The sequence below is a fragment of the Shewanella algicola genome, assembly GCF_014648035.1.
GTDB classification, from domain to species: Bacteria; Pseudomonadota; Gammaproteobacteria; order Enterobacterales; family Shewanellaceae; genus Shewanella; species Shewanella algicola.
This window is the reverse complement of record NZ_BMQI01000025.1, coordinates 13294-34146: the sequence shown is the minus strand read 5'-3', so window position 1 is coordinate 34146 and position 20853 is coordinate 13294. Positions and strand designations below refer to the sequence as shown.

General features: G+C 41.5%; 17 protein-coding genes, 1 tRNA gene and 1 pseudogene. 8 read left to right on the top strand and 11 right to left on the bottom strand.

Annotation, left to right across the window (positions count from 1 at the left end; all coding sequences use genetic code 11):
- The first annotated feature begins 65 nt into the window (after positions 1-65).
- Together msrP and msrQ are read left to right on the top strand one after the other, a co-directional pair.
- A complete protein-coding gene (gene msrP, locus IEY42_RS12075) occupies positions 66-1103 on the top strand; it encodes a protein-methionine-sulfoxide reductase catalytic subunit MsrP (protein WP_188925467.1) in 1038 nt (345 codons plus the stop codon).
- Positions 1103-1708 carry a protein-methionine-sulfoxide reductase heme-binding subunit MsrQ gene (gene msrQ / locus IEY42_RS12070; protein WP_188925466.1) on the top strand — a complete coding sequence of 202 codons (606 nt, stop codon included), beginning with the start codon at positions 1103-1105 and terminating at the stop codon, positions 1706-1708. Before msrP ends, msrQ begins: the two co-directional genes overlap by 1 nt.
- Positions 1709-1716: 8 nt before the next feature.
- Here the strand turns inward: msrQ and IEY42_RS12065 are convergent, their stop codons facing one another.
- The 4 genes from IEY42_RS12065 to IEY42_RS12050 all read right to left on the bottom strand — a co-directional run bounded on the left by IEY42_RS12065 (position 1717) and on the right by IEY42_RS12050 (position 6960).
- Complete coding sequence (locus tag IEY42_RS12065) at positions 1717-2046, bottom strand: hypothetical protein (protein ID WP_188920502.1); 330 nt, start codon at positions 2044-2046, stop codon at positions 1717-1719.
- 243 nt (positions 2047-2289) lie between these two features.
- Positions 2290-2466, bottom strand: coding sequence for a DUF6435 family protein (locus IEY42_RS12060; protein WP_188925465.1), 177 nt, complete (start codon positions 2464-2466; stop codon positions 2290-2292).
- A gap of 144 nt (positions 2467-2610) precedes the next feature.
- Entirely contained in the window at positions 2611-3606 is a 996-nt protein-coding gene (locus IEY42_RS12055) for a response regulator (RefSeq protein WP_275974569.1), read from the bottom strand.
- A 12-nt stretch (positions 3607-3618) separates the two neighbouring features.
- The gene (locus IEY42_RS12050) at positions 3619-6960 is read right to left on the bottom strand and encodes an MHYT domain-containing protein (RefSeq protein WP_188925464.1); all 3342 of its coding nucleotides are present in this window, start codon (positions 6958-6960) and stop codon (positions 3619-3621) included.
- Between the two features lie 469 nt (positions 6961-7429).
- Here IEY42_RS12050 and IEY42_RS12045 point away from each other — a divergent pair.
- Positions 7430-8624: pseudogene (locus IEY42_RS12045) on the top strand (cyclic di-GMP phosphodiesterase).
- Between the two features lie 169 nt (positions 8625-8793).
- Here the strand turns inward: IEY42_RS12045 and IEY42_RS12040 are convergent.
- The 4 genes from IEY42_RS12040 to IEY42_RS12025 all read right to left on the bottom strand — a co-directional run bounded on the left by IEY42_RS12040 (position 8794) and on the right by IEY42_RS12025 (position 12569).
- Positions 8794-9729, bottom strand: a complete 936-nt coding sequence (locus IEY42_RS12040; protein ID WP_188925463.1) for an alpha/beta hydrolase — start codon at positions 9727-9729, stop codon at positions 8794-8796.
- A 430-nt stretch (positions 9730-10159) separates the two neighbouring features.
- Positions 10160-10236: transfer RNA gene (locus IEY42_RS12035), tRNA-Pro, on the bottom strand.
- 246 nt (positions 10237-10482) lie between these two features.
- Positions 10483-12273, bottom strand: coding sequence for a DUF3413 domain-containing protein (locus IEY42_RS12030; RefSeq protein WP_188925462.1), 1791 nt, complete (start codon positions 12271-12273; stop codon positions 10483-10485).
- A gap of 83 nt (positions 12274-12356) precedes the next feature.
- The gene (locus tag IEY42_RS12025; protein ID WP_188920485.1) at positions 12357-12569 is read right to left on the bottom strand and encodes a YejL family protein; all 213 of its coding nucleotides are present in this window, start codon (positions 12567-12569) and stop codon (positions 12357-12359) included.
- 182 nt (positions 12570-12751) lie between these two features.
- On the opposite strand from IEY42_RS12025, the gene yejK reads away from it, so the two are divergent.
- Both yejK and corA read left to right on the top strand, forming a co-directional pair.
- Positions 12752-13780: a nucleoid-associated protein YejK gene (yejK, locus tag IEY42_RS12020; protein WP_188925461.1), complete on the top strand. Its 1029-nt coding sequence runs from the start codon at positions 12752-12754 to the stop codon at positions 13778-13780.
- Between the two features lie 211 nt (positions 13781-13991).
- Positions 13992-14939, top strand: a complete 948-nt coding sequence (corA, locus tag IEY42_RS12015) for a magnesium/cobalt transporter CorA (protein WP_188920481.1) — start codon at positions 13992-13994, stop codon at positions 14937-14939.
- A gap of 113 nt (positions 14940-15052) precedes the next feature.
- Here the strand turns inward: corA and IEY42_RS12010 are convergent, their stop codons facing one another.
- On the bottom strand, positions 15053-16300 hold the full coding sequence (locus tag IEY42_RS12010) for a cyclic di-GMP phosphodiesterase (RefSeq protein WP_188925460.1): 1248 nt from the start codon (positions 16298-16300) through the stop codon (positions 15053-15055).
- A 115-nt stretch (positions 16301-16415) separates the two neighbouring features.
- Here IEY42_RS12010 and IEY42_RS12005 point away from each other — a divergent pair, with 115 nt between their 5' ends.
- Complete coding sequence (locus IEY42_RS12005) at positions 16416-17111, top strand: 2OG-Fe(II) oxygenase (protein WP_188925459.1); 696 nt, start codon at positions 16416-16418, stop codon at positions 17109-17111.
- Here IEY42_RS12005 and IEY42_RS12000 read toward each other — a convergent pair.
- Together IEY42_RS12000 and IEY42_RS11995 are read right to left on the bottom strand one after the other, a co-directional pair.
- Entirely contained in the window at positions 17108-18469 is a 1362-nt protein-coding gene (locus IEY42_RS12000; protein WP_188925458.1) for an ATP-binding protein, read from the bottom strand. The genes IEY42_RS12005 and IEY42_RS12000 overlap by 4 nt on opposite strands.
- Positions 18460-19134 carry a response regulator gene (locus IEY42_RS11995; RefSeq protein WP_188925457.1) on the bottom strand — a complete coding sequence of 225 codons (675 nt, stop codon included), beginning with the start codon at positions 19132-19134 and terminating at the stop codon, positions 18460-18462. The genes IEY42_RS12000 and IEY42_RS11995 overlap by 10 nt, the downstream gene beginning before the upstream one ends.
- A gap of 192 nt (positions 19135-19326) precedes the next feature.
- On the opposite strand from IEY42_RS11995, the gene IEY42_RS11990 reads away from it, so the two are divergent.
- Positions 19327-20166: a putative selenate ABC transporter substrate-binding protein gene (locus IEY42_RS11990; protein ID WP_425597003.1), complete on the top strand. Its 840-nt coding sequence runs from the start codon at positions 19327-19329 to the stop codon at positions 20164-20166.
- Entirely contained in the window at positions 20166-20843 is a 678-nt protein-coding gene (locus tag IEY42_RS11985; protein ID WP_188925455.1) for an ATP-binding cassette domain-containing protein, read from the top strand. The genes IEY42_RS11990 and IEY42_RS11985 overlap by 1 nt, the downstream gene beginning before the upstream one ends.
- Positions 20844-20853 lie beyond the last annotated feature (10 nt).

The following is a 20853-nucleotide window of genomic DNA, read 5'->3' as shown; positions in this document are numbered from 1 at the left end:
GCGTTTACCTGTCTATTCATTACAGATGGCAGAAAATAACAAAATAAGCTTTTAAGAGGTGATTTATGGTGCGTAAAAATCGATTTACTCCAGGCATATTGCAGCGGGCCCCTTGGCATGTCGCTGACAATCAAGTGACTCCTGAATCTGTATTTAATGACCGCCGTAATATTATAAAGGTATTAGGTTTAGGTGCGTTAGGCGCCAGTTTACCAGGGCAAGTTCAAGCGGGCATATTTGATTTATTTGGTGAGCAAAAAGCCAAAAATGCATTTACCACCCAAAGCTTAAATTACTCTACTCCTCGTCAATTTGTGCTGCCTGATGTGAAAACGCCAGAAGATAAAGTCACACGTCATAATAACTTTTATGAGTTTGGAACCGGTAAGTCTGACCCATATGACAATGCCCAAGCTTTTAACGTCGACCCATGGACATTGGTTATTGATGGCTTAGTTGATAAGCCCATTACCCTTGACTTAGCGGCACTGACTAAACGCTTTGCCCTTGAGGAGCGTACCTATCGATTACGCTGTGTTGAAGCTTGGTCGATGGTGGTACCTTGGGTAGGTTTTTCACTGGCGACTTTATTAAAAGAGGCTGGGGTGAAACAAAATGCCACCCATGTAGCATTTGAAACCTTGTTTGATCCTGAGCAAATGCCAGGGCAAAAAAGCCGTTTAATGGGTGGTGGTATTCATTATCCGTACGTTGAAGGCTTAACCATTGCAGAAGCGATGAATGAATTACCGTTTTTAGCCGTGGGCTTGTACGGTAAAACTCTACCGCCACAAAATGGCGCGCCGATCCGTTTAGTTGTGCCGTGGAAATATGGCTTTAAGAGCATTAAGTCGGTAGTGCGCATTCGTGTGATGGATAAACAGCCACCAACAAGCTGGAACCAATTAGCCTCACATGAGTATGGCTTTTATGCCAACGTGAACCCTGAGGTTGATCATCCGCGCTGGTCGCAAGCAAGCGAACGTAGCATTGGTGAGGGCGGACTCTTTTCGGCTAAGCGTATTCCTACGCAAATGTTCAATGGTTACGGTGACTTTGTTGCTGATTTATATAAAAACATGGATTTAAGGAAGTTTTACTAATGCGTTTAAGCCCCTGCGGTGTGTTTTGGCTTAAGGTTGTGCTGCACGTGGTGTTTTTATTGCCTGCTTTGTATCTTGTTGCGTTAGTGATGACAGACAATGCGGGTGGCGACCCGGTGCAATATATTATCCATTACACCGGCATGGGGGCGATAAATAGCTTACTTGCCACCTTATTGATTTCACCCATTGCCAAACATTTTAAGTTGGCAGCGCTTATGCAAACACGCCGTTTAGTCGGCTTGTATGTGTTTGCTTATGCTCTATTGCACATAGCTGCATTTATTAGCTTAGATTTGTTGTTTGCATGGGGATTATTGTTTGAAGAGGTGATTAAACGGCCGTACATTTTAGTGGGCGCCGCAGCGTTAATGATTGTGACTTTGCTTGCGCTGACATCACCAAACAAGATTAAACGCAAAATGGGCAAACAATGGCAATCACTGCATAATTGGATTTATGTGGTTGCGTTATTGGCGCCTATTCATTTTTACTGGTCAGTAAAGTCTGAAATTATTGAGCCGAGCATTTATATTGCGTTGTTTATTGGGTTGTTGTTTTACCGTAGAGTCAGTATTAAAAAATGGCTGATGTCAAAGCGATAATGAGCCAATTAATGACGTAATCGTTGGTTTAAACCATTGGTACAAAACGCAGCAAACAAGGTAAATATCATCACGCCCCCCATAATCATTGCCAGTCTGAGCCAGGGTTCAGACAAACTAATGCGCATGTCTATAAAGTTAAACGTGGTGACCGCCCAGATAAAAATAACGCTTAATAGTAAGGTAAACTTTAATAATTGACTGATGATATTGTGACGGATAAACATCAATAAAGGCATCACACAAGCGATGATAGCCCACTCGGTTTGACTAAAGCGAACAAAGTGCGCACCTAACAATAAAAAGGCTAAGGTAATAATGATGACACGCCACCACATAATGTTGTCCTCAAACTGACGATCGATTTGAGTAGTCAGCATAAGCCTTATGGTTAATTTATTCCTTATGTTTGTTCACAAGTTACTCATGTTTATTTAATGAGATGTCATTTTTTACTACCTTTTATAGCCAACTTTGGCCTGTACTAAAGTAGCCGCTTTTTTGCTGTCCCCCATTATTATCCTATCTGAGCGAAACTGCAGTATTTCAAAACATAGCCAGTTATTCACTTTATCGTTAACTTATTTGCTCGATTTTTCTAGCGCTTCAATCTGTTGCCAAATCTTTTCTGATTCAGCGGTTAATAACGAGTAGGTTTTGATGTCGCCTTTACGCTGTGCTTGCATGGCTTGTTCAAGTTTTTGATCGTAGGTTTTACGCAGTTTTTTGGTCGGGTCTGATTTTAAAAATGAAAACATAGTCTGGCTCAATATAATAACGTTGATGATAATGTTTAATACGATCAAGGAGCAGATTTAGCCCAGTGTATATTTTGCTTAAAAGATTATGACAAAAGTACACTTTGGGTATGTTGGTATTAACTGAGTTAAGGCTTTAATGACTTAGTCTTGCCAGCGCTGTTTAATGTACAAGATACTCGGTAAACATTGCTGTAATAAGACGACTAAATCGGGGTCAAAGTGAATACCGCTCTGGCTTTCGATAAAGTCCATGGCTTGTTCTACTGTCCAAGCTTCTTTGTAAGGGCGTTTGCTGGTGAGCGCGTCAAATACGTCAGCAATGGCCACAATACGCCCCTCAATCGGGATGTTTTTGCCTTTTAATCCTTTAGGGTAACCACTGCCATCGAACTTTTCGTGGTGGGTTAAGGACACCACTTTGGCCAATGCGATTAAGTCGGAGTCAGAGTCACCGAGAATCTCTGCACCAATTTCTGGGTGAGTCTTCATGATGGTAAATTCTTCGTCGGTGAGTTTTCCCGGCTTAAGCATAATGCTGTCTGGAATACCGATTTTACCTATGTCGTGCATAGGCGCGGCGTGGAGTAAATTGTCTGCGGCAAAATCAGATAAACCGTAGGCGAGGGCAATGATTTTTGAATAGTGGCTCATGCGCATAATGTGCATGCCTGTTTCATTGTCTTTGTATTCTGATGCGCGGCCTAAACGTTGAATAACCTGTAACCTGGTGCGGCGTAAATCGTCTGCTTGTACCAGTGAAAGGTGAGTACGTACTCGCGCCTTAACGATTGCAGGTGATACTGGCTTGGTGATGTAGTCAACGGCGCCGACTTCAAATCCTTTGGTTTCATCAACTTCGTCATTAAGTGCGGTGACAAAAATAACCGGTACAGCTTTGCTAAGCAGGTCTGCTTTGAGTTGTTCGCATACTTCAAACCCCGTCATGCCTGGCATCATAACATCAAGCAAAATCAGGTTTGGCAGTTCACGTTGTACTAGGCGCAATGCTTCTTCACCACTTTTAGCAAAAATGAGGCGGTATTGATCCTCGAGCATTTTTTTTAATACTCTAAGGTTTGCTGGCTCGTCATCCACAATCAGGATGGTTTGTTTACTATCTTGTCGGTTAAATATCATCTGCTTAATTCTTTATTGTGCATTAATGTGCGCGTCGAGATTATCGAGCTCAATTAACGCTTGTTCAAATTCAAAATCGTCTAAGGCATGTTGAATTGATATACATTTAAGGCGATATACTGAAGGTATGCTTTCCATCAACGAGTTAAGATCGGCCTCATTGTATTCGTTATCTTTGGCTGCAAGGCGTATTCGATTAATAATCTGTTTCAACGTAACAGGGTTGATACAAGTTTCTTGTTGCGTGTTTTCGACGCTTTTAGATGCTATTGGTTGTTGTTTAATATAGTCATTTACCTTGCTAAAGGCGTGTTTAATATTGGGCAATGTGGCCAGTAAATCTTGAGCTGACCTTGTCATTGCTAGCCGCTCAGCATCGGTGAGTAAGCGGGTTAATTGCGGCAGAGCTAAATTACCGGCTAACCCTTTTAATCCATGCAGTTGTGCTTGTATTGCTGACCAGTTATCTTCAATAATTAACTGTTTTAACTCGGTAATACAATGCTGTTGCTTGTGGATAAAGCCGTTAATCTCTTTGATTAATGTGGCTTGGTCGCCCCACAGGTTCATGCCTTTTTTGTCGTTAACCACTTGTGGTTTTTCTGTGGTGTCTTGCGTTGTTTCAGGCGTGTTTATATTGATATCAAGTTTTAATACTTGCGCTATTTCATGATTTAACAATGCAATATCAATGGGTTTATTGGCAAATCCGTCCATGCCGGCATCCATAGCCGCGATTCTATCTTCAGGTAGCACGCTGGCCGTTAACGCAATGATGGGCATGTGGGTTAATTGTTGAGTTGCTTCTTGTTCGCGGCGCAGGCGAGATGCGGTTAATCCATCCATAATGGGCATTTGCACGTCCATCAATACGATATTGATGTTATCGCTCTGCATGCGCAGCAGGGCTTGTTTGCCGTCGCGTGCGGTTATCACGGTATGACCTTGGCGCTTCATTACAATAGTCAATAAATCTATGTTTTGTTGAATGTCATCTACCACTAATACGGTTAATGGATTAATGGCATAACTGGATATTTGTTCTGTTACGGGCTGTATTTGTTTAGGCGCTGCTAATGGTAAGGCAAATTTAAAGCAACTGCCTTTGCCATAAGTACTGTTGGCGGTGATTTTTCCACCCATTAATTCAACTAATTGTTGGCTAATGGTTGTGCCTAAACCGGTTCCACCAAAACGGCGATTCATACTGGCATCTGCCTGAGCAAATGCATCAAATACCAAGGCTAATTGTGCTTGCGTCATACCAATGCCGGTATCGTTTATGGCAAATTCAATGCAACCACTTTTAGGTTTTACGCTGACATTAATGTTCACGCCACCCTCTTGGGTAAACTTAATGGCATTACCGATAAGGTTTGTGAGGACTTGACGGATCCTATCGGGGGCGCCGTGATAAGAATGTGCTACATCGGGAGTCACATTCACATCTAAATACAGCCCCTTGCTGTTTGCTTGTAGCCACAAGGTTGATACCACAGAGTCGACTTCTTCAATAACAGAGAAATCACGCAGTTCTAATTCAAATTTACCTTTGTCGAGTTTGGCGCTGTCGAGAACATCATTAAGCAAGTGCAATAATGATTTGGCAGACTGATTAATGGTATGCAAATGTTTGTGTTGTGCAGCAGGTAATTTGTCGTCGAGTAAAATGTCACTAAAGCCAATAATGGCATTCATTGGTGTTCTAATTTCATGGCTCATGTTAGCTAAAAATGCGGCGCGCGATAATGCAGCTTGTTCTGCCTTATCTTTAGCAATCATCAGCGATTGCTCCATTGCTTTGCGCTCAGTAATATCCATTATAAAACCGTCGAGCCATTTATCATTAACGTCTAAGCCATCCACATGGGCGCCGTAACCCAGCAGCCAACGGATATCGCCATCGGCATTGATAATACGATACTCGAGGGTAAAGACTTTATCTGTGGTCACTTGGTTCGCTATTAAATCAAGATCATCGGGATGCACATGTTCATAAAAATGACGTTTGGGTTGAGCACCGAGGTAGTCGCTCGCGGGGTAGCCGGTAATGCTTTCGACCGCATCACTGATAAACACCATTGGCCAGTCTTGAACATTTAAGCAGCGGTAAGCAATACCGGGAATATTGGTAATGAGTGAACGAAATTGTGCTTCGCTTTTTATCAAGGCGTGCTGCATTTCAATACGATGACGCAAATCGCTGATGTACATTACAAACAGACTTTTTCCTTCAATGCAGGCATGGCCAATAGACACTCTAACAGGAATGGTATGTCCATTAACGTGTATGGCTTCAACATCGCGGCCATCACTTATTTGATTGCTTAATGTGTCATCTGAATAACTGCGTAGATAGGAATTAAAGTCATCGATAAAAGTGGCGGGAATAAAGCTGCGGATATTTTGATGGCACACCTCTTCTAGTCGCCAGCCGAGTAAGGTTTCTATTGCCTGGTTGCCGCTTTCTATTTGCCCTTTGTCGTTAAAGGTGATGATACCGTCAATGGCGGTTGATATGGTGGCGCGATATCGTGCTTCACTGAGTTTAGTTTGGTGTAATGATGCTTGATATTTGATCAGCATGTTAACGGTTAATACAAAAAGAATAATCACTATCGTAATTGTGGCAACCGCAATGCCAAGGTAGAGCGATACCATTTTGGTTTGATCTGAAAACTCAAATCCAGCAGGCCTAACAAAACGTGCAGCCGCCATGCCGGTATAATGCATCGCTGAAATCGCGCAGCCCATCACCAGCGCTGCAATCATATTTTTATGCAATTCGGTTAATGTAAAGCGGCCTAAATGATCCAAACTAAAGCGGATCCACAAAGATAAAATGGCCAATGCTACAGCCACCACAATCGATAAGCCAAAGTAAAACATGTCATAACGTAACAGGGGCGCCATTTCCATGGCTGCCATGCCAACATAATGCATGGTACCAATGCCTGCACCGACTAAAATTCCACCTACCACAAAATGGCTTAATCTCGGTTTTTCAATGGAAATAACATTGAGTGCCACCCACGATGCTGCAATGCTCGGCACAAATGATAATGCGGTTATCCCGACGTTATAACTCACCGGCGTACACAAGCTAAATGCCAACATACCGATAAAGTGCATCGACCACACTCCGCCCCCCAACGCAATGCTGCCACAAGAGATAAGTAAGTGCCGTTTGAATACGTTATGCGTGACGGTGGCTTGTGACGCCACTTGCAGTGCCATGTAGGAGGCAAACACCGCTATAGCGATTGATATCAACACGGCAAAAGGGTGGAAGCTTCCTACGATGAGTAGGCTTTCATCGGTGATAGAAAATAGCGTTGGAATTGTTTCAAGCATAATGAGATTAATGAAAGCCAGTTAAAGTAATCAAGAATAATAAATGTATCGGCGGGAAAACAGAAAACACCAGAGTTTGGTTAATTTTTAACTAAAGCTTGTGTCAAATCAATATTTAAATTTGATATTGGGTTTATATTGGATGGTTTTGCTTGTTAAGTGGCGGCATTGTGTTGAGGCTGATACGTTTGCTGTTAAATTGTTAGCAGTAAATAAGTGCAGCCAATCACTTTATATTGTTAAGGCTATTTTCATCATTAAATCAATACCTTTAACGCATATCGAGTTACTGAGGAATGTTTATCATAATAAGCATAATATTAATTATCGTTATAAATCAGTAGCTTATAGTTAATTAAAAATAAGTTCAATAACTGTGTGCTAAAACACAACACGAAAATTCGATCATTGTATGGTTGAACAAATTTTGTACATGTAAGGTGTTTTTTATTATTTGGGAGCTTATTGTATGAAAGCGTCGGTCGAAGCCAATAATGTCATCAAACTACCAATGGATAAACTTGCCTTAGGGATGTTTATTATTGCAGTTGACCGACGACAGCAAAAAGTGGCTGTAAACCAGCCTGGGCAAATTAAGCATCGTGACACCATTATCAAACTACGTAAAAACAACATTGCATATGTGTGGGTGGATATTGATCGCTCATCAGATACCTGTGGCTTAAAAAAATATGTTAAACCTAATGGATTATCTAATCCATTAGCAAAAAAAGCATCTTTCACAATAGACGAACAACACGCTAAAGCTAAAAAAATACTGTCCGAAGCTAAAAGCCTGATACAAAAAGTCATGACGGATACTTACGAAGGCAGAAACCTTGATGTCGGGCAATTTGAACCTGTTATCGAAAAATTAATTGAGTGTGCGATTAATGATACCGATGCATTTAGGTGTATTGCAGCACTGCGTACAAAAGATGCTTATTTATTAGAACATTCGATTAATGTCGCTTTTTTACTGGTAACGTTTGGTCACCACCTTAAACTTGATATCAACACCTTGAAACAACTGGCTTTAGGGGGGATGTTGCATGACATTGGCAAAATTAACATTGATGATAGCATTCTCCACAAACCTAATAAGCTTACCGCTGAAGAGTTTGAATATATTAAGCTTCATCAAGTGTTTGCGCTTAACATTTTAGAGGACACCATCGGATTATCTCAAATGAGCATTGATGTATGTTTAATGCATCATGAAAAGCTCGATGGCACAGGTTATCCGAAGGGATTAAAGGATGAGCAATTACCGCTTCATGGTCGAATGGGGGGGGATTGTTGATATTTTTGATGCGTTAACGGCATCACGCTGTTATAAAGAAGCAATGAGTACAGCTGCAGCGTTTAAAATATTGATTAGCTTAACGCCAGCTCAGTTAGATCATTCATTAGTGTACGAATTTATTCGTTGTATCGGTGTCTACCCGGTTGGCTCATTGGTATTGTTATCAAATGAACATGTTGGTGTGGTTTGGCAAGCTAAAAACCGCGATGTATTGCATCCCATTGTTAAATGTTTTTATTCTTTAAAGCATAAGCATTATATCGACGTTACCATGATTGATTTATTAAAATCAGATGTTTACATTGAACGAGGCGTGTCGCCAAGTAGCTTAGATATTGACCCAAGTCCTTTTTATTAAGGCTTGCTGTTCTGTTAACCTTGTCTTGCTAACCCTATAAGCCAAAGTCGCTGCAATTCCTCCCTTGCTATCTCTTTTGTCTAATGTCGGCACTTTACGTTGTGCTGTTAATCAATACATTCGCTCGCATTTTCATCGAGGGGATGTGAGTGAATGTGTATAAGCAGAATTATGGTTTGGTCGTTCCAAACATAAACTCTAAAGGGGTATGCAAGCGCTTAGCCCATGCGTTTTCTGTGTGATCAGCTCCTGGGAAATACAGGCTGCGCCACTGACCTTTTGGGTATTGTTGTTCAATAAATATCTTATCGATTTGTTTTTGTAACTCTGGGTACATGGCATCCAGGGTGCTATCACCATAATCAAAATAGACTTTTTGATTAATCAGTTTATGCAAATTGGCCGCTATATATTGTTGAAATACAGGAAATACATCATCTTCAGCACTAAAGGTCCCAGGCCAATGAGTCGACATATTAATCGCACCAGCAAATTGGTCAGGGTAATTTAATAAGGTGTACCAAGAGATTAGCCCGCCCATGCTTGAGCCACCTATATAACGATGTTGCGGCCCTTTATTCACCGGGTAGTTGGCTTCAATGTAAGGGATGACTTCGTTGACAATAAAAAGGCTGTAGTTGTCTGAATACACTTTTGAAGCGAATAACGGGTGATCCGCGTACTTTTCAATTTTATACAAGGCTTGTTGTTTTGATGGCGAGAAATATTCAAACGGTTGCTGTGGAAAAAACTCACTGTGGCGATTTTCGACCGCATTAGGAATACCCACCACAATTATTGGGCGGATTTTTCCTTGTTCAATCAGCTCGCCAGCGACTTCATCTACTCGCCACTCTTGCTTGTTCCAGGTGCTATTGGCATCAAATAACATGCGGCCATCGTGCATGTAAAGCACGTCATACTGACTTTGTTTGTTATACCCTGGCGGTAACCACACCGTTAAAAACCGGTCTTTTACGTAGGCAGACTTAAAGGGCTGTACGGTCTCGATTTGGCCTTTGCTGACACTCAAAGATGGGGCATCAGCCTTAGCTGGAGCGGATAAAAAAAACGACAAGCTAAATAATAAAATCACGAATTTCATGGCGACGCCTTATTATCATAAAAAATCATTCTTACATGCCATTATGTTAATTCAATGTGAATACGTATGTATCGTTAAGGATTAACAAAAGTATTTACGATTGACGCGATCATCCCCGCGCTAGGACATAGATAAAAATGAACATTGCCACTTTGAGAAGCTAAGTTAGAAATTTATACACAACGGGTTCATTAATAGTTATCTGAATACAATGTATTAGAAACTCAGTAGTTATTAACTGAAATCTTATACTTAGTTTTCACGAAACGAATTCATTCGAACGGGCATATCATTCATAGCCATGCCATACTTACGGACGAGCCTTAGCTGGATTGATTTAAGGTATAAAAACAAAACCCCGTATCAGCTAGGCTAATACGGGGTTTTGTTGTATCTATTATCAATAATCAATCGACATTAGATTTTAATTTGGTCGGTATGAGAGGATTCGAACCTCCGACCCCTGACACCCCATGACAGTGCGCTACCGGGCTGCGCTACATACCGAATTTTGTTAATGCATGTGTTGATACAAACATCATAACTTAGCGAGTATTTAATACTGGGGTCACTAAGTGGGTATGCACTTTAGCAACTGTATTTGCCTAGTGCAAGCTGTTAGTTATCGGCTCATTGTCGATTGGTTACAAACTATCCAGCTGTAATGAAAAGCGTATTAATTCAATGTTGTAACTTTACGATTTAAAACATGAATGCTTTGGCGTAACACGTCATTATTGAACATTGGTCGTGCTATTGATTGTAGAGCCTTCGACCCTCCCGCATAACTTGAATTAACTCAGGTGCACTCATCTTCTTGTCTAAGCGTTTTTTATACTCTAAATCGTATATACGGTACTTACCAAAACGGTCAAGCACAGTGATTTCAGATTTTTGGTAAATCGCAAAACGGCTACTGTCACCAATATACACCCAGGTTTCGCTGTTGGGCTCTAGCAAGCTACGCCCAGAGCTGTAATCAGTACTTGGGTTGGTGCAACCTAATACCTGGCTGAGCAAAGTGGGGGCAATACCATAATGACTGGTGCGGTAATTAATTTTATTTCCATGTCCGTCTGGCCAATGAATAATCAGCGGCACTTTAACATTACCAGGCGATAAATCGTTACGGCCATCGCTGGTGTTACTGGTAAAGACCTGGCCATAGGTGCCGGTAATCAACACGATAGTGTCGTCACTGACATTATCAAGCAAAATGGCGAGTTGCTGGTCGATAAAATTAAGCGATTGACGGTATTGATTAAACAACACTTTTTGCGCTGGCTTTAATTCCATGTGTGGTTTGATGGTTTGTACACCTAAAAAGCCTATTGGGGTATCGTAATCTTCAGGCGCGGTGAGGTTTACCAATGCAAACCAAGGTTGTGTTTGACTTGATTGCCACGCATTTACGGCATTAATCGTGTTGATGTCTGCATCTGCACTGCCATTATCACCGGCGCTGGTGTGCATTTGCATGCCTTTAAATATGGCTGCATTGGCGATGTCGTCACTCATTTTAGGGGCAAAAAACGCTTGTTGATACCCTTGTTTACTGAGCTCGCTGGTTAATATTGGCGCTGTGCTGGTAAATTCTTTGCGGTCGCTGTAGTTGCCTTGTAATCCGTACATTAAGGTGAACATGCTGGTGTCAAAGTCAGTGCCACCGCTAAAATGATGACTAAAGCGCTGATTTTGATTACGGTATTGGGTTAAGTAAGGCATGGTGACACTGTCGACCATATCCGCACGTAAGCTGTCTATAGTGATGAATAAGATGTTGGGTTGGCTGTCTGCACTGCACTGCAAAGGATTGAGTGGATAGCTTAATTTGCGCGATGTAGATGAACGTGATTCAACCGATTGCATGCTGCTGTCAATGCCGTGATTTTCCATAAACGAGCGCGCAGTTGCAGGGTAAGACACAGGATAAGCGTCGTCGAAACGGGTGACTTCGGTCATGTTGGTAGCGTCGGCCCAAATATGAAATAAGTGGCTACTGACGAAACAGACGCCAACAAATATCACCACGCGATTGCCCCATTGTTTTTTCTGAATTTTGTCGATGCGTTTCCACAAAAAGTTAGCCACTGTTAGCTCTACAAGCACGATGACGATAGGGGTTACAATGTATGAGGTACTGTGCAGCAATGCGTTGAGGTCTTGCCAGGCTAGGTCGAATGCAAAAGGACTTAAATGAATACCGTAGTCGTCATAGATTATGGTGTCATAAAGTAGAGTGTAGAGTCCCAGTGATGCAATAAAGGCGGCAAAACCACGTAAAATTTTAGAGTAGGGTAGGAGTAAAGTAATTGGGAAAATAAATATTAAGTAACCGATAAAGGCTAAAAAAGTAAAATGCCCTATGGTACTGATGGTCAGGTAGGCCCAGCCGATAACGCTTTCTGGGTAGCCCACACTGCCAATATATCGAGCGCCAATTAGCATCGCCAATATGCCATTAAAAAAGGCAAACCAGTGACCCCAATTAACTAAGCGTGACACTTTGTCACGCGTCATTTGCTGCTTTTTGCGCTCGATCATCTTAACTCGTATTCCTACGTTATTATCACAGACTAATTCAGTGTAACTGATTGTTAGCGTAGTGATAAATTTTATTTAGTCGATTACTTAATCGACTGTGTTAACGCTTTGGCAAATTGCTCTGCAACTTGCTGGCGCGACTCATTTGGGACTTTTTTGTCGAGTAAATGAGTCACACAGTTACCTAATACCATTAGGCTTAAATCGGTAGGAGCTTGGTGCTTAGCCAGTACAGCAAGCATCTCGCTGATAAGAGCTTCAACTTGGGTGTTAGTGTATTTAGATTGAATTGCCATAGTCAGAAAACTTCAATAAAGAATGAATTAGCTGCACATAATAACGGATTTAGCGCTTTATCGCCTCAAGTTTTATTCGCGCTATGTGAGGAATATAGCAAACCCTTGTTCGATTTATACGGCGGGTCTGATATCATTCTTTTTAAAATTATCTTCAGCGACAGAATAGGTTAACAAGGCTTATGGCGATTAGTATTGAGCAAGCAATTATTCACGAAATCTCTCAAGATGGTCAGGGGCAAATGCGCTGTCGTTTACGTCCACAACCGTTGTTGAATACCAACGCTGTTGAAACCATGCTAGAAGAGTTACACCAGACATACTCGGGTAAAGCGGGTAAAGGGTTTGGCTTTTTTGGTACTCATGGTGATGATGGCGAAGCCAATGATGAATTTGCGAATGCGTTAACCGGTTACCGCAGTGGCGATTTAGGCTTTGTTGAATTTAGTGGCCAAGCAAGTCAGTTATTGCAACAAGAGTTAGCCAAGTACGATTTTAGCCAGGGTGGCTTTTTGTTGATGTCATGCTACACCAGTATGACCAGCGACTATTTGTTTGTGGCATTATTAAGTGCTAAATCATCAATGACAGTATTAGATGATATGGAACTGTCGCAAAACAATCATTTAGATTTAAGCAATATTCAACTAGCCGCACGTATTGATTTAACTGAGTGGCAAGCGGACAAGAGTTCACGCAAGTATATTTCGTTTATTCGCGGCCGCGCCGGTCGTAAAGTGGCTGATTTCTTTTTAGATTTTATGGGCTGCGTTGAAGGCGTTAATACTAAAGCGCAAAACAAAACGTTAATTCATGCTGTTGAAGATTTTGTTGCCGGCAGTGAGCTAACTAAAGATGAGCGCCAAGAGTGCCGCAATAAAGTGTTTGAGTATTGCTCTGAGCGCGCAGACTCTGGTGAAGTGATTGAGGTTAAAGATTTAGCCGATGAGTTAGCTGACTCTGGCATGGATTCTTTTTATGACTTTGCCTGTGGTGGCAGTTATGAGTTAGATGAAGAGTTTCCGGCAGATAAAGCCAGTTTACGCAGTTTAAAGAAGTTTTCGGGTACTGGTGGGGGTGTCACCTTAAGTTTTGACGGTGGTCATTTAGGTGAGCGCGTTATATACGATCCGGTGTCTGATACCATTTTAATTAAAGGTGTGCCGGCCAATTTAAAAGATCAATTAGATCGACGTTTAAAAGGCGAGTAATAATCGATTGGGGTTATTTATATCGTTAAATTAGCGTCCAATAAGGGCGCTTTTTTATATTGAATCATCATTTTGTTGTATCAACTGGCACGATTATTCAACGAGGATCCGTTTTTTGCTTTTCATTACGCTTTAGTTGAGTAAACTAGCGCCAAATTTTGCACATTTTATGTTGTTAAGTTGAGTAGACTTAACACACTTTGGGGGAGCGATGATCACAGCATACGCCTATCAAGATAGACAACTTGTAACCACTGAATTAAAAGTGGGTGACAATGTGCCAGAGTCGACTTTATGGTTAGATTTATTAAAACCTGATGATAAAGAGCGAGATTGGTTGAGTTCGTTTTCTGCTGAAGAAGTGCCTGACGAAGAAGATATTAAAGAAATTGAGGCATCGGCCCGTTTTTATCAAAACCAAGATGGTTTGCACATTAACTCATTATTTCCGCAACGTGTGAGCTCAGATGTACGTGCGGTAAACGTATCGTTTAACTTACGTAAAGCTTTTTTACTGACCATTCGTGAAGAAGATGTCGGTTTAATCCGTTTATTGCGTAACTATTTACGTTTAGGCCGTTTAGACATCACCACGCCGCAAGGCTTGTTATTAGAACTATTTAATTTAAAAGTGGATTACTTATCAGACTTAATTGAAGATGTGTATAGCGTGTTAGAAAATGTCGGCGAGCAAGTGTTTAATGACGAAGAGCTCGATGATGTGTTTAAGCTTATTACGCTACAAGAAGACTCTAACGGCAAAATTCGTTTAAGTTTGCTCGATACTCAACGCTCGTTACGATATATGCAACGTTATTATCGTGAAAGTTTGTCGGATGAAAATTTAAAAGACATTCGTGAGATGTTGTCAGACATTGAGTCTTTAATGCCTCACAGCCAATTTATTTTCGATAAGTTACAGTTTTTACTCGATGCGGCGATGGGTTTTAGTGGTTTACAGCAAAACAAGATTATTAAGATATTCTCAGTATCAGCGGTGGTGTTTTTACCGCCGACCTTAATCGCCAGTAGCTATGGGATGAACTTTCATATTATGCCAGAGCTTGATTGGCGATTGGGTTACCCTATGGCGGTTGGGCTGATGTTAGCCAGTGCTGCCGGAACCTATTTTTTCTTTAAACGTAAAGGTTGGTTGTAATACCAATGAGCTTCATTTTACCGTTATTTTTTGAGTGAATTATATCGTTTACGAAAAAGCCACCTATCTAAATAGGTGGCTTTTTCGTATGAGTTATCTTTTATATCGACCCACTAAATAGCGCTTATACCGAAGCTGATCTTATCTCTTGGGCTGAGGTAAGCATGAATTTTTTTAGGTAATGCCGCAGCGGGCAAGCTACGAACAATGCTCATATTATGATTTTGTAAGCTGACAATAGGCGCTTGGTCTTTAGGCACGAGTTGATCGTAAACAATCACGTTAGGGTACAGTAATTGCTGTAAATTGACCGACATCACCATCGCAAATTGGCCGCTTGATAACTCGACAATACTACCCGGTGGATAAATACCCAGCATTTTAATGAGTTTACTTACGTATTCTGAATTGAGCTTTTCATTGTAGCTTTTGTAGAGCATTCCTAGTGCAACACTGGGCGGTTTCCCCTTGAACTGGCTGGTACCATTACACAAGTTGTCGTATTCATTGACTACCGCGATAAGTTGCGACAACTTATCAAGCTCGTCTGCTTTAAGTCCTTGTGGGAAGCCGCTACCGTCTAAAAATTCATGATGATTGGCGATTAATGGTTTAGCTTCTTCTGGGAAACTGTCGGCTAACTTTAAAAAATTAATGCTCATTAGCGGGTGCTGTTTGATAAAGTTTTCTTCTGGTGCAGACAATGGCACTCGTTTACTAAGAATTGTACTGGGGACTTTGAGTTTTCCAATGTCGTGAAATAATGCACCAATGCCAACGGTTTCAACTTCTTCGCGGCTCCAGCCAAGCTCTTTAGCCATTAACATGCATAGCATGGCAACGTTGAGAGTGTGGTGGTAAATATGCTCATCGTTTTTGGCATCGCTCATTAAATGCAATGCTAGGTTGTCACTATTTAGCAGCATATTAGTGAGGTTGTTAATGAGATCTTTTGCTTCAGTTACGGCATTAAGCGGACGGCTACTGATTTTTGACACCATCGAGCGCATCATGGCTACTGAACGTTCAAATTGTTGTTCGGTTTTCTTTAAATCACGCTTGAGCTTTTTTTGTTCATCTATTTTGGTTGTTTTGTCGCTAAGCATTTGCTCTTTTAATGCAGTGAGTTCTTCTTCAGTGGGAGCTTGTTCTGGCTTATCTGAGGTAACAGGCTCAATATCGCTTTTTTCTGGGTCAAAAAACACATCCTTGAGTCCTAATCCTTTGATTAGCTCAATTTGGGCGCTGTTTTTGATTTTAAAACTGCTAAACAAGAATGGATGGTCTTTCCACGAAATAGGTAGACGGATAAACGTGCCCACTTCAAGTTGTTCTACAGCGACTTTTTGGTTTTTTTTCATGATTTAGTCATAGTGACGTTATTAAACAACAAGCTATGTTTATCTTTATGCTTTACAGCAGCTTTGTTGACGTGGCAGCATAATACTATAAATGGACAAGTAATAGTTACCCTCTATGGATTTTATTGAAGTATATCCCAATGTGATTAGCGATGATTTGTGTGACCGCTTAATTGCAGCATTTAATGCGCACCCTAATGTCGGCCCGGGCCAAACTGGTTTTGGTGTGGATAACGAGAAAAAGCGTAGCAGTGATTTAATGTTAGATGCTTTTACCGATTTAGCAGAATTGAAAAATGAGCTTTTAGCTGCGACGTTTACGCAGATGACGGATTACTTCACCCAATATTCATTAGCATTAATGGGCGCGGTGTCGGTGCAAGTAACCGACGAGCAAGGGCAAGCTCAAACATTAACACCCGACAACTTCGATGCGTTAGGTAAGCCCAGAGCAAGCACCTTAACCAAGTATTTATATCGTAGTGGAACAATCAATATTCAACATTACCAACAAGGTATCGGTGGGTATCCTCATTGGCACTCTGAGCAGTTCCCACAAAATGGCCATAATGAAGCCTTGCACCGTGTGGTGTTATACATGTTTTATTTAAACGATGTTGAAGAGGGTGGAGAGACAGAGTTTTATTACCAGCAGCGTAAAATCAGTCCTAAAAAAGGCACTATGGTGATTGCTCCTGCCGGTTTTACTCACAGTCATCGGGGTAATGTGCCCATTAGCAACGATAAATATATTGCAACGTCTTGGGCCATGTTTAATCGTGCCGAGCAGTTATACGCGCCACTGAGCTAGCTTTGGTGTTGGGTGACAGCCGGAAGCTCGATTACAAATGCCGCCCCTCCGAGTACGCTAGTGTTTATTGTCATGTTGCCGCCGTAACTATTAATGAGTTCGTGGCAAACTGCCAACCCGATCCCTTGCCCTGGTGATTGAGTGTCAGCGCGTATGCCGCGTTGAATGATTTTTTGTTTGATGTCGTCAGCTATTCCTGGTCCGTCGTCTTCTACACAAATTTGGATCTGGTTGTTATTAAGTCGTTGCACTTTAACGCTAACCTGATTAATACAAAAGCGGCATGCATTTTCGAGTAGATTTCCAAATAATTCCATGACATCGCCTTTACTGAGCGGTAATTCAATATCGTCGGTAATATTAGTCAGTATGTTGATGTTTTTGTGTTGATAAATTTTTTCGAGCATTTGAGTCAACGTTTTTACAATCGGTAAAGGCTGAGTTTGCTGTAAGTGCAACCCTTGTTGGCCTAACATGGCCCGTTTGAGCTGATATTTAACTAAGTGGTCCATGTCATTAATTTGCTCTAGGATTTTTTGGTTTTGTTGTTGTTGGTTTAATTTGGTGTCATCAATAATTGCAATACTTGCTGCGAGTCGCGTTTTAAGGCTGTGGGCAAGGTCGTTCATTGCATTTTGATAACGGGTTTGCCGCGCATCTGATTGGCTGAGTAATTGGTTTAGTGCTGTAGTTATGCCTTGTAATTCAACCGGATAATCTTGAGATAGACTGTTTTTTTGCCCTCGATGTAATAAGGTTAATTCTTGTTGTAATTGCGTTAGTGGTCGCATGCCCCAGTAAGCCGCACTGATAAGCAACAGCAATGCAATCAACAGTACAATTGCCAACCTAAAATAAGTCAGCCGGTTAAATTGGTTCAGTTCAGTTTTAAGGGCGCTGGCGTCTTGTAAAATAAGCAAGTGATATATGTCGGTTTCAACGTCAATACTTAATAAATAAGCCAAATAGCTTTGGCTGCCAAAGTTGAGATAAAACGGCGGTAAGTCATCTTTAATCGATTGGTATTGCTCACATATTTTGTTCAAGTTAAGGCTTATTGCGTAGTCTGAGCGCCAGAGGCTGTCGTAATCATCATTGCACGTTGCCATGATGTATTGCGTGTCCACATCATCACCTTCACGAGCCTGGGTGATGGGAATTAAATTATTTTCTCGAAACTCTGCAGCAATGATCGGCAGTTTAGCAATTAACGAACTGGTGGTTTGATTGTAGCGGTTTTGTGCATGCAACAAGTTAATTAACCATGCTAGGCCAAAACCTACCAGGGAAATGATGCACAAGGAGGTGACAAACATCCTTGTGAGTAAACGTTTTTTAGGGCGTAAAGTTAGTCGCATGGGTGATTGAATTTATATCCTTGGCCGCGAATGGTGGTGATGGGTTGATCCATTCCGCCTTGACTGAGTTTTTTACGTAGGCGACTTATCATAACTTCGATTGTGTTAGGATCGCCTTCTTTGTCGGCATAAATCACATCAAGCAGACGTTGCTTGGCGACGACCTCGTGGCAGTGGCGCATAAGGTATTCTAAAATTTGATATTCAAATGCGGTTATCTCTAAGGGTGTTTGTTGCAGGCTGACTTGTTTTGCGGCTAAATCGACTTGTAATGGTCCGCTGGTTATTAATGATCGAACAAAACCGCCACTGCGACGAACGATGGCATCTAGCCTCGCGATGAGTTCTTCTTTTTGAAAGGGTTTGACTAGGTAGTCGTCGGCGCCAGCGTTGAGTCCTTCAACTTTATCTTGCCAGGTTAAGCGTGCTGTTAAAATGATGATGGGGGCTTTCACCTCGGCCGAACGCAGTGATTTTATGAGGCTGATACCGTCTTGGTCTGGCAGGCCTAGGTCAATAATGGCCACATCAATAGGATAATTCGTTGCTTGATAAAAGCCTTCTTTGGCGGTTAAGGCCACTTGTACCTGATTACCCGCATCGCTCAGTTGCACCGTTAAATGATGCGATAAAATGGGATCGTCTTCTATGACCAATATACGCATTTTTATCCTTAACGAAGGTGATATGAACAGAATTATATTTCATCGATAGTACCTTATCTATTTGTTTGGTTGAATATTAACCGTAATAAATATCCTGCACTATTATGCTTGCGGCCCTAGGTTAAGTTGTCGTAGGAAGTTAGAATGATGCCATTAATAGATAATCAAAGGATTAAGATGAAATTTACAGGAATGATATTGGCAGGCGTTTTAAGCTTGTTTTCAACTGTTGCGGTGAGTGAAACATTTACGTTTACTGCTATTCCAGATGAAGATGAAAGCCAGTTACGCACTCGCTTTGATAAAGTCGCTGTGTATTTGTCTGAGCAACTCGGCGTTGAAGTTAAGTATGTGCCAGTAAAGTCGTACTCTGCCGCAGTCACCGCCTTTCGTAATAATCAAGTTCAGTTAGCCTGGTTTGGTGGTTTATCTGGTGTTCAAGCCCGCCGTTTAGTGCCGGGTTCAGAGGCCATTGCCCAGGGTTTTGAAGACCAATTTTTCAAAAGCTATATTATTGCGCATCATTCTACGAAGTTAGCTGCAACCGATAGTTTTCCGATATTAAATGATTATACCTTTACGTTCGGTTCAAAAGACTCAACATCTGGGCGTTTAATGCCGCAGTATTTTATTGAAAGTAATGTGGGTCAATCTGTCGATAAAATCTTTAAGCGCATTGGTTTTTCGGGTGACCATAGCCGCACTATTAGCCAGGTTGAAGCCGGTGTATATCAAGTGGGTGCGGTAAATTACAAAGTGTGGGACACCGCAGTTGAAAAAGGCGAAGTTGACACGTCAAAAGTCAGCGTGATTTGGCAAAGTCCGACTTATCCAGATTACCAATGGACAGTGCATTCTGGTGTAGACACTGTTTATGGTGCAGGCTTTAAAGACAAGTTAACCAAAACCTTAATCGGTATGAAAGATAAAGATTTATTAGACAGCTTTCCACGCGAATCGTTTGTACCAGCAAATAACAGTGATTATGAGCCTATTGAACGTGTGGCGAAAGCGATTGGAATGTTAGATTAATGCTGACCGTAGTTGATACCGATTTAGGCTATGGGCAAAAAATTATTTTGCCTAACATCAGCTTGGCACTTAATGCCAATGAGCATGTTGCGATTTTAGGGCCGTCGGGTGTCGGTAAAACGACCTTGTTACATCATCTGTATCAACAACTGGCTGAGCAAACGTGTTTGTGTTCACAGGCACAAGGTTTAGTCGACAATTTGTCTATTTTTCATAATGTGTTTATCGGTGGATTAGCACGTCATTCTCGTTGGTATAATATGGTTAATTTGTTGCTACCATTTACACAACCACAGCAACACATTAGCGCTATTTGCCAACAGCTTGAATTGAATATGCCACTGCAAAAAAAAGTCAGCGAGCTCTCTGGCGGTCAACGCCAACGTGTTGCACTTGCTCGTGCGTTGTTTCAGCAGCAACCGGTGTTTATGGGGGATGAGCCTTTTTCGGCGTTAGATCCGCTTATGGGTGTTAGGTTACTCAATTTAGTTAAACAATCACATCAAAGTGTTATTTGTGTTTTGCACGATGCTGAGCTGGCGTTGGCGCATTTTGATCGCATTATTGTGATTAGTGCAGGCAAAGTGGCGCTAGATGCTAACGCTAAGCAACTCACACTGGCGCATTTGTCTCAGCATTATGTTGTGGCCGATGAATCGCCTCATCATGCAGATTAACCCTAACAAG

Excerpts from the sequence above, each read along its gene's own strand:
- msrP (WP_188925467.1), top strand. The coding sequence starts at position 66 with ATGGTGCGTAAAAATCGATTTACTCCAGGCATATTGCAGCGGGCCCCT.
- msrQ (WP_188925466.1), top strand. The coding sequence starts at position 1,103 with ATGCGTTTAAGCCCCTGCGGTGTGTTTTGGCTTAAGGTTGTGCTGCAC.
- IEY42_RS12065 (WP_188920502.1), bottom strand. The coding sequence starts at position 2,046 with ATGTGGTGGCGTGTCATCATTATTACCTTAGCCTTTTTATTGTTAGGT.
- IEY42_RS12060 (WP_188925465.1), bottom strand. The coding sequence starts at position 2,466 with ATGTTTTCATTTTTAAAATCAGACCCGACCAAAAAACTGCGTAAAACC.
- IEY42_RS12055 (WP_275974569.1), bottom strand. The coding sequence starts at position 3,606 with ATGATATTTAACCGACAAGATAGTAAACAAACCATCCTGATTGTGGAT.
- IEY42_RS12050 (WP_188925464.1), bottom strand. The coding sequence starts at position 6,960 with ATGCTTGAAACAATTCCAACGCTATTTTCTATCACCGATGAAAGCCTA.
- IEY42_RS12040 (WP_188925463.1), bottom strand. The coding sequence starts at position 9,729 with ATGAAATTCGTGATTTTATTATTTAGCTTGTCGTTTTTTTTATCCGCT.
- IEY42_RS12030 (WP_188925462.1), bottom strand. The coding sequence starts at position 12,273 with ATGATCGAGCGCAAAAAGCAGCAAATGACGCGTGACAAAGTGTCACGC.
- IEY42_RS12025 (WP_188920485.1), bottom strand. The coding sequence starts at position 12,569 with ATGGCAATTCAATCTAAATACACTAACACCCAAGTTGAAGCTCTTATC.
- yejK (WP_188925461.1), top strand. The coding sequence starts at position 12,752 with ATGGCGATTAGTATTGAGCAAGCAATTATTCACGAAATCTCTCAAGAT.
- corA (WP_188920481.1), top strand. The coding sequence starts at position 13,992 with ATGATCACAGCATACGCCTATCAAGATAGACAACTTGTAACCACTGAA.
- IEY42_RS12010 (WP_188925460.1), bottom strand. The coding sequence starts at position 16,300 with ATGAAAAAAAACCAAAAAGTCGCTGTAGAACAACTTGAAGTGGGCACG.
- IEY42_RS12005 (WP_188925459.1), top strand. The coding sequence starts at position 16,416 with ATGGATTTTATTGAAGTATATCCCAATGTGATTAGCGATGATTTGTGT.
- IEY42_RS12000 (WP_188925458.1), bottom strand. The coding sequence starts at position 18,469 with ATGCGACTAACTTTACGCCCTAAAAAACGTTTACTCACAAGGATGTTT.
- IEY42_RS11995 (WP_188925457.1), bottom strand. The coding sequence starts at position 19,134 with ATGCGTATATTGGTCATAGAAGACGATCCCATTTTATCGCATCATTTA.
- IEY42_RS11990 (WP_425597003.1), top strand. The coding sequence starts at position 19,327 with ATGATATTGGCAGGCGTTTTAAGCTTGTTTTCAACTGTTGCGGTGAGT.
- IEY42_RS11985 (WP_188925455.1), top strand. The coding sequence starts at position 20,166 with ATGCTGACCGTAGTTGATACCGATTTAGGCTATGGGCAAAAAATTATT.